This window comes from Microbacterium sp. ZW CA_36, assembly GCF_044987475.1.
Classification (GTDB): domain Bacteria; phylum Actinomycetota; class Actinomycetes; order Actinomycetales; family Microbacteriaceae; genus Microbacterium.
In genome coordinates this window covers 14,722-28,228 of the sequence record NZ_JBJDRL010000018.1, presented here as the reverse complement: position 1 = coordinate 28,228, position 13,507 = coordinate 14,722, and the positions used below count along the sequence as shown (strand labels likewise).

The 13,507-nt window shown below is 65.8% G+C and carries 8 protein-coding genes and 1 pseudogene; 8 read left to right on the top strand and 1 reads right to left on the bottom strand.

Going from position 1 to position 13,507, the window contains the following annotated elements; translation table 11 throughout:
* Window positions 1-113 precede the first annotated feature (113 nt).
* From ACI3KX_RS09910 to ACI3KX_RS09885, 6 genes are all read left to right on the top strand, one after another.
* Complete coding sequence (locus ACI3KX_RS09910; RefSeq protein ID WP_404909579.1) at window positions 114-2,882, top strand: BNR-4 repeat-containing protein; 2,769 nt, start codon at window positions 114-116, stop codon at window positions 2,880-2,882.
* An 89-nt stretch (window positions 2,883-2,971) separates the two neighbouring features.
* Window positions 2,972-3,913 (top strand): sugar kinase, encoded by a 942-nt coding sequence (locus ACI3KX_RS09905; protein ID WP_404909578.1) that lies wholly within the window; start codon window positions 2,972-2,974, stop codon window positions 3,911-3,913.
* Entirely contained in the window at window positions 3,910-4,515 is a 606-nt protein-coding gene (locus ACI3KX_RS09900; protein ID WP_404909577.1) for a bifunctional 4-hydroxy-2-oxoglutarate aldolase/2-dehydro-3-deoxy-phosphogluconate aldolase, read from the top strand. Before ACI3KX_RS09905 ends, ACI3KX_RS09900 begins: the two co-directional genes overlap by 4 nt.
* A 414-nt stretch (window positions 4,516-4,929) precedes the next feature.
* Window positions 4,930-5,655: a hypothetical protein gene (locus ACI3KX_RS09895; protein WP_404909576.1), complete on the top strand. Its 726-nt coding sequence runs from the start codon at window positions 4,930-4,932 to the stop codon at window positions 5,653-5,655.
* A gap of 133 nt (window positions 5,656-5,788) precedes the next feature.
* Entirely contained in the window at window positions 5,789-7,852 is a 2,064-nt protein-coding gene (locus ACI3KX_RS09890) for a GNAT family N-acetyltransferase (RefSeq protein ID WP_404909575.1), read from the top strand.
* A gap of 661 nt (window positions 7,853-8,513) precedes the next feature.
* Window positions 8,514-11,630 carry an AAA family ATPase gene (locus ACI3KX_RS09885; protein WP_404909574.1) on the top strand — a complete coding sequence of 1,039 codons (3,117 nt, stop codon included), beginning with the start codon at window positions 8,514-8,516 and terminating at the stop codon, window positions 11,628-11,630.
* 25 nt (window positions 11,631-11,655) lie between these two features.
* Here the strand turns inward: ACI3KX_RS09885 and ACI3KX_RS09880 are convergent, their stop codons facing one another.
* Window positions 11,656-11,964 carry a hypothetical protein gene (locus ACI3KX_RS09880; protein WP_404909573.1) on the bottom strand — a complete coding sequence of 103 codons (309 nt, stop codon included), beginning with the start codon at window positions 11,962-11,964 and terminating at the stop codon, window positions 11,656-11,658.
* A gap of 471 nt (window positions 11,965-12,435) precedes the next feature.
* On the opposite strand from ACI3KX_RS09880, the pseudogene ACI3KX_RS09875 reads away from it, so the two are divergent.
* Together ACI3KX_RS09875 and ACI3KX_RS09870 are read left to right on the top strand one after the other, a co-directional pair.
* A pseudogene (locus ACI3KX_RS09875) lies at window positions 12,436-12,647 on the top strand (transposase); the annotation flags it as partial.
* Between the two features lie 368 nt (window positions 12,648-13,015).
* Complete coding sequence (locus ACI3KX_RS09870) at window positions 13,016-13,465, top strand: hypothetical protein (protein ID WP_404909572.1); 450 nt, start codon at window positions 13,016-13,018, stop codon at window positions 13,463-13,465.
* The last annotated feature ends 42 nt before the right edge of the window (window positions 13,466-13,507 follow it).

The following is a 13,507-nucleotide window of genomic DNA, read 5'->3' as shown; positions in this document are numbered from 1 at the left end:
TCAGAGGAGGGGGACTCGTCGTGCACGCACGCAATTAACAGATGGTTCTTGTATCCAATATCTGGATGCGATATCGTCATCACGACGCAATGATGCTCAGAATGGAGTCGCTCATGAAGTTTCGCATGCTTCTGGCTGCCGCAGCCGCCGCGACAGTCGCTATCGGCCTGATGGCCGCGCCGCCCGCGATCGCGGACGTACCGCCGGGTGAATCGCTGCAGATCGAACAGGTCCCCGGCGCCGTGGATCAATCGAACCGGGCCGGGTGGTGGCATCCGATCGCCGAATACGACGGTTCCACCTACTTCGCGTACGACGCTCCAGCAGCGACGGATCGGCGCCATCAGGTCGTGCTCGCAAAACGAGACGCGCTGGGGGCGTGGACCTCCGCGTGTCTCCCGTCGCCGGAGGGCGGCTGCGTCGAGTACCTGGACGACAACGGGCACAGCCAGCCCTCGATCGCGATCGACGGCGACGGGTATGTGCACGCCTTCGTCTCGATGCACAACAGCGGCTGGCAGTACTACCGCTCGCAGGAGCCGGGTGGCATCGCGATGGTCGACGCATCGGGCGCGATGCCCGATCAGGCGAGCGTGTTCACGTACCCGGTGCCGGCAACGGCGCCCAATGGCGATATCTACCTGCTGATCCGAGCGAATCCCGGCGAGCGGTACATGGGCAACCTCTACCGCTACGAGCTGGCGTCATCCGCATGGACGCGGGTGGCGACCGTGGCAGACCAGGAGGGCTTCACCCCGTACCCTGACGATCTCCAGGTGGACGCGAACGGACGGGTTCACCTGCTCTGGGAGTGGACCCATGTGCCGGGTGCATCCGGTGACCGCTACGACGGGACATACCTCGTCTACGACCCTGCTGCCGGCACGTTCGAGGATGTCAGCGGTGGTGAGGTGACGCTTCCGGCCACGACGACGTCCGCTCGATACGAATCCCGTCCGGGGATCATCCAGACCGCCCGGATGACGCTTGCTGACGATGGTTCGCTGTCAGGCGTGGCCTACCGCTACAACGACACCGGCCAGTTCGGCGTGCTGTGGGCGGAGTGGGACGGCGCCCAGTGGGTTCGCGAGACCTTGTTGGAGCCGACCACGGTCACCGCGTCCCTCGGGGCCACGGAAGCCGGTGGCATCACACGAGTGTTCTTCAATCAGGAGACGACGGACTGCCGCGATCTGGACATCCACTGGCGTGGAGGACTCACGGTGGTCGAGCGTCGCGGCGACGGCGACTGGGAGACGTACTGGCTCGGGGGAGAACGCAACACGGCGCAGATGGCTGCCTACATGCGCCCCGACGGCACCGACGTGCTGTACCTGAGTTCGTGGCTCGACTCGCCCATCGACCACCCCGCGCTCTACTTCGCGACACTTGACCGCGAGGGTGAGATCGTCCCCGCCGCGCCGGGCAGCGGCGTGATCCCGGACAGTGGCGACCTGCTCGCCGGTGCCACCGTGACGGCGAGCAGCACTCGGACGCCGACACATGCGGAATGCGTGGCGGATGGCAACTATTGGGGGGAGAACAGTCGCTGGGTGTCGGCGGAAGGCGACGCGGCTCCCACCCTCACGCTGACGGTGGACGCCCCGCAGTCGATGTCCGAGTTCCGCGTCTACAGCGGCACTCGCGGCGAGAACATCGTCACCGACTTCACCGTTCGGGTGCGCAGCGGGGGAGTCTGGACGACCGTGGCTTCTGTCAAAGGCAGCCCGATCAGTCCGGCGGTCGTCGTCCTCGACCAGCCCGTGACCGGGGACGCCGTGCGCATCGTCTTTCCCCGCGGGACGACCCGCATCTACGAGATCGAAGCGTATGCGCAAGCCACCTCATCGGCGCTCATCGCGTACGGGGCGAGTTCCACCCCGCCTTTCATCGAGAATCCGGGCGGTGCCAGCGACACGACGTTCACGGTGTACAACCGCAGCGCGAGCGCACGGACGGGGGAGCTCTCCATCCTGTCTCCGCAGGGCTGGACGATCACCCCTGCGACACAGCCGTACAGCATCCCGGCCGGAGGGAAGCAGACTGTCACGTTCACGACCACCGCCCCCGCCGACGGCACGTTCGCGGCCGTGGAGCTGAACGTCGTCGACGCTGAGGAGGGAGAGCTTCTGGCCATTCCGATCGAGTTGCGTGACGGCATCCTCCACGCGACCGACGGTGCGCCCTGGTACACAGAGACGGGCGCATGGCTGGACAGCAGCCTGGTCGGATTCCACGACACACGCTCGCGCTACGCTCAAGCACAGTCGTGCGCCACGGCGACATGGACCCCGACGCTGCCGGCGAGCGGTGTGTACACCGTCTCGGTCTTCGCGACGACGAACTCGCAGAGTGCGACCCAAGCGGTCTACACGGTCGCTCACGCGAACGGCGTGACCCCGATCGCCGTCGATCAAGCTGCGGTGAGCGGTGAATGGATCACACTCGGCACCTTCGAGTTCGACGATACCGCGAGCGCATCGGTAACCCTCTCCGCATACGGCACCGGATATCACCGTGCGGGATCGGTGTTCTTCGAAGAGGGCGGCGAGCTCACCGCACGCCCGGCCTTCCCGGAGATCGACTCGCCCTGCGCGGGCGTGCCGGAGCCCTACACCCCGGTCGAGGTATGCGAGGACTTCGATCGCACGGACCTCACGTGGAACTGGAACCAGGAGGTCGTCGTCACGAAGGGCGAGGTGACCGTCACCAAGCCGGCGGGGGGCCACGACGCCCTCCTTGTGAACACCGGAACCTTGACGGACACCTCAGCCACGGCCCTGTCCAACGGCGCGTGGGCGGCTGCGGAGCTTCCGGGACCTCTCTCAGGCACCTATGGCTCGAACATTCAAGCGCTGACCGTGTGTGGCTGGACGAGATGAACCGACCGCTGGTCGAACAGCCCAGTGCTGCTCGACCAGCGGCTCGGTCGCCAAGACAGTGATTCATACAACGACTGGAAACTCGTACCGTGACAGGTCCCGTTCTTACTCCCGACGTTCTGTGCATAGGGGAGTCGATGCTGCTCGTGGCGCCCACCGTGCCGACTCCGCTCGCGCTCGGGGCGACACTGACCTTGCACGTTGCCGGCGCCGAGTCGAACGTCGCCATGGATCTTGCCGCGCTTGGCTTCTCCTCCGCGTGGGCGAGTCTGATCGGGCCCGATCGATTCGGCGAGATCTTGCGGGACCACATCGCCTCTTCGGGCGTGGACGTCTCGCTGGTCGGCGTGGGGACGGGCCGCACGGGCGTGTTCTTCAAGGATCCGGGCGGGGACGCGACGAGCGTCATCTATTTCCGGGACGGGTCCGCGGCGAGTCTCATGGGAGTGGAGCAGGCGAGGTCGTGGGCCCAGGCATCGCGACCTCGTGTCGTGCACGTCTCGGGCATCACGTCGCAACTCGGTCCGGGCCCCCGCGCGCTCGTCGACTCGGTGGTGGTGCAGCGCGCGTTCGCTGATGCAGTGGTGAGCTTCGACGTCAACTATCGCTCCTCCCTGGCGGGAAGCGACACCGCCGATCAGCTGCTCGCACTCGCGCGGCAGTCCGATGTCGTCTTCGTCGGCGCCGACGAGGCTCGCGCCGTGTGGGGCGTCGAGAAAGCAGGTCTCGCAGACCTCTTCTCGATAGGCGAGGCCGGCCCGAGCCACCTCATCGTGAAGGATGCTGACCTCGATGCGACGGAGATCACGACCAGCGACACCGTGGTGGTGCCCGCGCTCTCGATAGACGTGCTCGAGCCTGTGGGTGCAGGGGACGCGTTCGCCTCAGGATGGCTCGGCGGCTTCCTGGACTCGGCCGACGCAGGCGAACGGCTCACCCGCGGGCACGCTGCGGCGGCGGTCGCGCTGAGGTCGATGTCAGACACCATCACTCCCGACCTGATCGAGTCCTCAGGAGCGACACTGCGATGAGCGACTTCTTCGAGGAGATGACTTCACGCGCGCCGGTCGTGGTCATCCTGCGCCGCGAGTCCCCGGACCGCACCGTCGAGCTCTGCCACCTGGCGTGGGACCTCGGCGTGCGCCTTGTAGAGGTGCCGATCGCATCGGCGTCCGCGGTTCCCGCGTTGCAGGCCGCTACGGCCGCCGCGACCGCCCGTGGCGAATTGGTCGGTGCGGGCAGCATCCACAGCGTCGATCAGTTTCGCGTGGCCGTGGACGCCGGCGCGGCGTTCACCGTCGCGGCCGCGACCGATCGCGAGATCATTGCCCTCGCGGCATCCGACGGAATCCCACATCTTCCGGGGGTGGGGACGGCGACCGATGTGGCGACGGCCCTCGCAGGCGGTTGCAACTTCCTGAAGGCCTTCCCCGCATCTCTGCTCACCCCGGACTGGATCAGGGCCATGCGCGGCCCATTCCCGTCAGCGAAGTTCGTCGCGACCGGAGGCGTTGATGCCGGCAACGCTCTCGCGTTCCTCGAGGCCGGGTGCTCCGCTGTCGCCTTCGGGTCTTCGTTCGCCGCCCCTGCCACGGCAGCCGTCATCTCCGCCCTCGTGGGTCATCCCAGCTGATGACGAACGGCATCGGGTGGATTGAGCAGGATGGGGCGTGGGGGAGATCCGCGGAATTCCGCGGATCTGCGATTGGACGCGGATGCCGGCGGGAGTGCTGGAACGGGGATTCTGCGGACTTTCTGCGGACTCGCGGCCGAGATCGCCTCGAACGTCTGTGGACGCCGGTGGGCGTGCAACTTCGTGAACAGCGATGACGCAGGCTCGTCCGGTGCCAGGCAGCCGAGTCCACGGCCTGATATCCGGTGCCAACGAAGATGGCCGTGACCCTCATCGGGTCACGGCCACCAATTCTTAATCCAAGTGTTGCCTAGCTTCGAATCGAAGCCAGAGGACTGAGTTCGCCACTGGAACGTGACTATTATGCCACGTGTCCGCCTTGAGGGCATCAGCGCTATCAATAGGATCTAGTCCGTGCCCGATGCCACCCTCGACTCAGCGACTTCGGAGAAGTTCCTGTCCGCGGGACGGCTAGGAGTGTACCTGGCCGCAGCCGAGAACGATCAAGGGCGAGCGCTCCGGCTGTACGAGTGGAACGCAAGCATCACCGCCGTTCTGCTGCACGACGTAGGGCATCTCGAGGTCTTGCTCCGAAATCGGTACGACCTTGCGCTGAGTGCTGCCTTCCCAGGTTGGACCTCACCAACCGATTCTCTGTGGAAGATCGAGCGGGGTCTTGAGGCTGCCCGGATCAAGCAGCGACGGACGAACCAGAAGTCGCGGACCGCGATTGAGATGGCGCGTAGGGGTACCCGCACCCACGGGCACGTGGTTGCGAACCTCACGTTCGGGTTTTGGTGCGCGCTTACCCGGGCCGAGCGGGAATCGACGATCTGGACGCCAGTACTGAGCCCGATATTCGCTCCCCGCGCCCGCGGGCAGATTCACGATGAGGTCGAGAAGCTGAACGCTTTTCGCAACCGTCTCGCTCACTGGGAGCCGGTATTCAGCCGAACGACGGGGCTGGTGCGACAACTTCAACGAGTCGACTCGATGTTCCGCTTGCTCGACAGCGACGTGGCGGCGTGGGTTGGTGAACGGTCGACCGCTCTCGAGATGCTCCACGACGCGCCGGAACCGCTGTTCGCACCGTGGACCGGAACGTATCTCGGGCGCACTGCTGCGGTGGGCCGGTCCTGATCGCAGACACCCGGCACCCTGCGCCAAGAATCCGCGCTCGCCCTTGCAGCGACGCACGCAGTTCGAAATGAAGGTAGGAGTGTCACGAAAGTCGTGTCACTGGATACACGTGCAACTAGGCCACGATGAGATCATGAGTGACAGCACGGAGATCCGGCGGTGGGAGCCAGGCGCTCCTGACGCCGAATCGCAGCTACGGCTCGTGATCCACCTCGCCAAGCAGCACCGACAAACATTGGGATTTCTCCCGGACGCCGTCTTCAGGGACGCCGGGAACAAGGGCCAGTTGCTGATTGCGCTTGAGGACACCGTGGTCCTCGGCTATGTCCTGTACCGCGTCACGCGGTCTGTTATTCGGCTGACACACGTGTGTGTGTCGGGAGCGGCGCGCGGACGTGGGCTTGGTCGTGAGCTTATCGATCAGGCGATCGCTGACAATCCGTCCGCGACGGGAATCATTGCGCGTTGTCGACGCGACTACGGGCTCAACCGGTTCTGGGCAGAAGCTGGCCTGTCGCCCTCCTCGGAGGCAGCCGGAAGAAACGCGCAAGGACTGCCCCTTACGCTCTGGACCCGCCCTCTTGGAGCCCCGGATCTCCTGTTGTCGAGCGCCCTGGAGTCGACTAAGCCGCTGGCAGTGCTTGACTCGAACATCGTTATCGACCTCTACTCCTCTGCTGAGGTTCAGCGGCCTGATCGGGCCGCGTCGCAGGGGCTCATGGCGGACTGGGTCGCCGAGGAGGTGACGTTTGCCGTGTCGGTTCAACTCGACCACGAACTCAACGACAACGAAGACGCCAGTGAGAGGGTGCGTCAGATTGCGGGGGCACAGGGCTGGGTTCGCCTACCCACTACCCGACCCCACGACACATCGATCGAACGCGAGCTTGTCGCCTCGTTCGGCGGGAGAGCGGTAGCGCGCGATCCCAGTCTGGAAAATGACGCCAAGCACCTCGCCGACGCCGTCCGGGCCGACGCGCAGTACTTCATAACAAACGACGAAGGAGTGCTTGCAGCGCGCGGCTCCATCAAGGATCGGTTCGGGGTCGCGATAGTCCGGCCGCATGAGTTGATTGCCGATGTTCTCGAGTCGTCCGGCGTCCTGCAAACCTACGCTCCCGGGGTATTCGAGCACATCGATCTGCGTTGGCATGATGCTCGGGACTTCTCAGACGAGCAGTTGGAGCAGGCGTTCCTGTGCTTCGCGGAAGGCGAGCGAGCGAAGGAATTCCGCCCCTCGCTGAGGGCTGCACTGGCCGCCGGCGAGGCGAAGGTGCTGATCGAAGACCGCGGAGCTGTTGCCTTGCTCGCGGTGCGACCCCGAAATGATGAGTTGCAAGTTCCGATCATGCGCGTCGCTTCCTCTGCTCACGATTCCTCGATCGCCTTTCAGCTCGCGCGTCAACTCAGACTGGACGCATTGGAGCTGGGGCTCCAACGCGTAGCGATCACTGACAAGCGGCTTCCTCGAAAGATTGTCGGAGCGCTGCGCGAGGACGGATTCTTTCGAGACGAGGACGGCTTGTACTCGGCCCGCCCCATAGGCCGGCACGTCACTGCCGGCGAGCTTCCGCATGATTCGGAGTTGCAAGTGTTGCTGGATCGCGTGGGATCTACGCAGGCTGGCGAGTCGGTGTCTCGCGCGCTCGAGTGGCGACATTGGCCGATCAAGATCTGGGACGAAAGCATGGCTTGCTACGTCGTTCCGATCAGGCCGTCGGCGGCGATGGAATTGTTCGGTTACCCGCCCAACCTGCTGCAACAACGCAGAGCGCTCGGCTTGTCTCGGCGCCATGTGTACTACCGCAGTGGCCGAAGCAACCCGTTCCGATCGCTGCCGGGGCGAATTCTCTGGTACGCCTCAACTGAGGGAACCAATATCGTTCAGAAGTTCTTCGCGATCTCCGTCGCTGTCGCAAGCCAGACCATGAGTGCCGAAGAAGCGCACCGCAAGTTCAGCGGGATGGGCGTCTACAAGCGATCGCAGGTGGAGGCGGCAGCGGATGGTCGTGGACGCGTGACTGTCCTCGAGATCGAGGACACGGAGGTTCTTCAGCGGCCGGTGTCGCTGGCATCCTTTCGCCAGTACGCGAAGCCGCACAGGGTCGCGGCAGAATTTGTCTCGCCGAGGCCCATCCCATCGGAACTATTTCGGTCACTCATGAACGCGCATCATCAGCCTCTGGAGACCCGATGACGGGTGCCATCCTCATGTCGATCCGGCCACGGTACGCGGAAGCGATACTCGCGGGTCAGAAGTCGCACGAGCTTAGGCGCCGATTCTCGGCTCGGCCGGCCGGCAGCAAGGTTTTCGTCTATGCGTCGAGCCCTGTTTGCCAGTTGGTCGGGTCCTTCTCGATTGGCTCGGTCGACACCATGCCAGCGTGGCTCGTTGCGCGCCGACGGCGGCGGGCAACCACACTGTCATCTGCGGAGATACTTGACTACCTTCGCGGCCAGCGGCACGGCACCCTCATCGAGGTCGCCGAGCCGCATCGATTCCCGGCGCCGATCGGTTTGGCGCAACTGCGGGCGTGGGGTCTAGAGCCGCCTCAGAGCTATCGCTTGTTGAGCGACGCCATCTCGCACCTAATCGAGGATCAAATCGCAGCGTCACACGAAGTGAGTGCGATAGATGAATCGCCAATTGATCGACCGCACGCTCGTAGCCCACAGCGGCGAATCGAGCTTCTGAGCGCCTGACCGCGCGACACGGCTCACCAACTCGCTACCGCGACCCGGAACCTACCCGCACCGAGCACTCGATCTCGACCTACGCTCGATCGAGACAGCGATGCACGCAGGCACTTTCTGTGGAAGTCATTCCGAGTTAAGCAATTTAGGGTTACTCTGGTCGGGTGCGCGGTGGCCTTGAGCGGTGGAAGCGGGGTGTCGAATCGCAGGGGGTTCGGCAGGCGATCGCGTACGCGCTCAAGGGTTCCTGCGACTCCCATCTGCGATCCGCTGGCGTGGACGCGCTCGCCGGGTACGGTGCCGCTGACGCGGTGGGTCTGACCCGGTTCACGGTCGAGGCGGGCGTCATCCGGACAGACGTCCTGGACGAGGTGGCGCTGCGCCGGTGGGTGGATGGGTGCGATCCGTTGACGGGGGAGCGGCGGGGCCGGGATCTGCGGTCGGCGGACGCGGACCTGATCTTGGACGGCACGATCAATGCGCCGAAGTCGTACAGCATCGCGGCGCTCATGAACCCTGACCTCGCCGGTGAGTTCGAGGGACTTCAGGACCGGCTGCGGGATCGGGTCATCACGATCTGGCAGCGGGAGCTGAACGCGCGCCGCGGTGCCGGTGGCCGCATCCGCGAGGCGCTGCACCGGGTGGAGGTCGTGGAGCTGCAGCATCGGCGGTCCCGGGCGCTGGATCCGCACATCCACCGCCACCTGTGGCTGAACGTGAAGGTGCTGGGTGAGGATGGGAAATGGTCCAACGTCGATTCCCGGGTGGCGATGAAGATGCACACACTCATCAACGCCGAAGGAGAACTCGCGGCCCGCACCGACCCCGCCTGGCTTGGTGCGCTGGCCCGTCACGGGTACACGCTGAACAGCGATGGTGAGATCGCCGAACTGGCCAATGCGGTGCGGCCGCTCTCGCGCCGGTCCACCCAGATCGAGGCCAACCGCGCCATGTTGCTGGCGAACTGGCGGGCCGAGCACCCCGGTCAGCAGCCGAGCCCCGATCGATTGCATCAGATCGACAGGATGGCGTGGGCGAAGGCCCGACCAAACAAGCCCGGCGACCTCGACGAGACCGCATGGGAACACCTCATCGCCGACGAGCTCGAAGCGATCGACCCGACCATCCTCACCCCCCGCGACCCCGTCCCCTTAGATGCCATCCCTCTCGAGAACATCGACCTCGACCTGCTCGGCTGCCGCGCGACGGTGGAGGCGGACGCCCGCTCCACTGCCTGCGGTGGACGATTCAGCCAGTTCGACCTCCGCGCCGGCGCGACCCGGGCGGTCGCCTCCTCGGGCGTGGTCGCTGCGCGGGAGGAGCTGCAGCAGACCATCGACGACATCACTCACCGGGCCCTCGAGCTGACCGTCGATCTGCTGCCGGAAGAGGCGCAGCGGCCGGCGCACGTCAAGGGTTACATGGCGACCGCGACCGCGGCGCTGAAATTGGAACTGGCGGCCCGGCTGGATGCCCTCACCCGCGCCGGGACCCCGACCGGGGAGACGCGGATCCTCCAGTCCGCCGATGATGTCTTGCGGCACGATGTCGAGCTGGACGAGTTGCAGGTGGGCGCGGCTGCCGCGATCGCTGGCACCGATCGACTGGTCTCGGTGACGGGGCCGGCCGGCGCCGGGAAGACGACGATGCTGCGGGTGGCGAAGGCCGTCTTGGCTGGTCAGGATCGGCGAATGGTCGTGGTGGCGCCGACCAAGAAGGCCGCGTCGGTCGCCGCCCGCGAACTGGGCACGACCGCGTCCAGCCTGCACGCGCTGCTGGCCGATCACGGCTTCCGGTGGGGACGCGACGCCGCCGGCGCGGAGGTCTGGACCCGGCTCACCCCGGGCAGTGTCGACCCGTCAACCGGCCTGCCCTACGCGGGACCCCGCCGATTCCCGCTGACTGCCGGGGACCGTGTGGTCGTGGATGAGGCGGGCATGATCGACCTGCATACCGCGAACGCACTCGCTCTTGTCGCCGCCGACACCGGCGCCGGCATCGCGATGGTCGGCGACCATCTCCAGGCCCGCCCGGTCGGCCACTCCGGAGCAATGGCCGCCCTCACCCGTCGGGCCACCGCCGTCGTCGAGCTCACCTCCGTGCACCGCTTCCGCAACCCGGACTACGCGGCCCTGACATTGCGGATGCGGGAACCGGCCTCGAAGGAAGCCGCGCTGGCGGTCGCGGCGGAGCTGGACGAGCTGGGCCTGATCCACCGCGTCTCCGACCACGTGCAGGCCCGGGACGTCATGGTGGAGGCCTACTTCCGGTGGACGCGCGAGCATCACCGGGTGGCATTGGTGACCAGCACCAACGAAGAGGCCAACACGATCAACGAAGCCATCCAGCAGCGTCGCCTCGACACCGGCGACCTCTCTTTGGTTCGGATCGCGGTCGGGCAGGGGGAGCAGCGGCTGCTCGAAGGCGACGTGGTGCAGACCCGCCGCAACGACCGGAACGCGGACGTCGAGAACCGGGCCGCCTGGACCATCCGTCACATCAGCCCCACCGGTCTGGAACTGGTCAGCCTCGGCGACAGTGCCGAGATCCGCACCGTCACCTCCGACTACGCAGCCCAGCACGTGCACCTCGCCTACGCGTCGACCGTGCACGGCATCCAAGGTGAAACAACCCACGCCTCCATCGTCGGCCCCGGCGTGGACGCGGCCGGACTGTACGTCGGGATGACCCGCGGCCGCACCCACAACGAGGCCATCGCGATCGCCGGCACCGACGCCGCCGCCCGGGACCGGATCGCCGACAGCATGATCCGCGGCACCCCCGAAGTGAGCATCGACGACTCCATCCGAGGCGCGCTGACCGAACTGAGCCACGCCGCCCGTCCCCCAGAAGCCGAACTCTCAACGGCGCGCCACGGTCCAGCCGCCCACATGGGCCAGACGCCAACCGAGGGTCAGCAGCGGGAGCATCCCGCCCGTGTGGCGCTCGAGGAAACCAACGACTGGTTGCACGCCACCTGGCGAACCCTGCTCGAACTTGACGCTCGCATCGCCCGCGACACCGCAACCGGACATGCCCGCACCCCCGAGACCAAGCACCAGCTGCGTGAAGCCCGCGAGCAGCTCGCCGATCGATACCAGGCCCGCAGCGAAGAGTATGCCGGACTGCTGCAAGCGTACGCGGATGAACGGATGGCGCACGCGGCCGAAACGGAGCGTCGGATCCGAGCCGTCGTCGCACCGACGCTTCACCGCACGGATCCGGCCGCGATCATGCCCGTGGTCGCACCGGGTGGTTCCGCGAACGCGCATCACCGCTGAGTGACGCCACAACCGGAGCCGGGGTTCAGGTAACGAGGATGACCGCGTTGGCCCACACCCAGCACCGCAACTCCTTCTCCCCGACAGTGAAGCTGACACCGCACGCGATGTCGTTCCAGACCAAGACGATAGCGTCGACGAGCATGGCATGTGGTCCGAACCGTACCCAGGCTTTGCAGGGCTTCGGCTTCGGGTCGCGGGTGATCGGGAGCGTGTCTTGCCGGAGCTCTTCGGGGGTCAGCGACTGGAGCGGGTTCTCCTCGGCGATGCTCTGCAGTATCCGGTTGTCCATCTGCTTGTCGAAATAGGCAGCGTACCTGCGATTGCTACCCATGGCGCCCGGATCCCCTCCTCCGGCTGATCATTTCGACTCTACTTCGTGTCGAACATGCGTTCTATTCTCCTAATGGCTCTGCAGCTCTTCTCCGTGCCCAGGCGGCTCAAGGGATCACGAGACCCCTTTCAGGCGCCTTCCGCGTTAAGCCACCGGGTTTCCCGGGGCTCGGGCAACCCCAGGTCAGAAGGACTTTCCGGCCTACCCCTTCGTGCGCCGACAGCACGAATAGGTTGGTCGTCCATGACAGGTGTATGCGCGGCGCGGCTCGACTCGGGTGCCCGCGCGTGACGACGAGAATCTCTCGGGTGGAATCGCTGCGGGCCGCCGCCTCGTCCAGGTTTCGGCAACGGCGTCGGTCGTCAGCTTCGACCCTCTCGTCAGGCTGTCAGCCGTCATCAGCAGCGCGGTGCGCGGATCCTCGCGCCAGCCACAGTAGACCGCGACAGGAAAGCTCTGCCCGTTCCTAGCAACCGCGAGATCAAACGTCGAACCGACGTCGTCCAGATCTTCCCCGACCGCGACTCCGTGACCCGCCTCATCGGCGCTGTTCTGCAGAAGCTGCACGAGAAGTGGCAATACGGCGAACGCCCTACTTCTCCGACATCTCGATGCGCAAGCTCATCCACATGCTGCACGAACACACCCAGCCCGCACGCCCTGAGCGCTACCTCACCGCCTAACCACCGCCCGCCACCGGCAACAGAAGTGACACCACGCCACGGGACTTGACCCGATTGCGGGGCGAGGATGGGCAGCGTTCGCCCCGCACGGCATACCCGCGTCGAAGCGCCCAGTCATTCATTCAGATGAATTTCAGAAGCGGGTCGATTCCAGCCAACACGCTCCATCAGCCTTCCGGTCCGGGCCACTCAGCCGCGTTCACGGCGGAATTCTGCGGCTGCCCCTCTTCGCATCGCGAAGATGCGTCGAATTGCCGCTACCGCCACGCACCTCGATCGAACCAACCCCTCCAAACAGCCGCATTCCTGTTCACTAGCCTCCCCTCGAGTGCGCCGACGACGGTGCGCCGATGGAGAAGGGAACACCTATGGGAAAGCGCATTACGGTCCTCGCCCGTAAGCCGAGGAAATCAACGCTGTCGAAGGCGGCGGTGGCAGCCGTCGGCGCCGCGCTACTCGTTGCGGGCGCCGCTTTGCCGGCATCGGCGCACGAGCTGAACGGGTGGGCATGGTCCCACGACGGCACTCAGACTCACATCTACACGACGTTTACCGACGGATCGACGTACAGCACTCGCATCTCGGTTGAGCACACCCTCGAGTGGAACACTCTCTGTGACACGCAGGGGCACGCGTGGGGGACACGCTCGACGGGGACCTCGTGGGGTAGCTACTTCGGGTTCTCCGCAGGGTGCAACTGGGTCCTGGGCAAGGCGGTCACCAACCCGAACATCTACTTCCAGGGCGGTAGCCGCGTGTACGGCGAATTCCTGCACAACGGGACGTGGCAGCCGGGAGTTGCGAGCATCGTCGCCTGAATCGACCGTGTGCCGGCCCTCCGCCCGGAGGGCCGGCACATC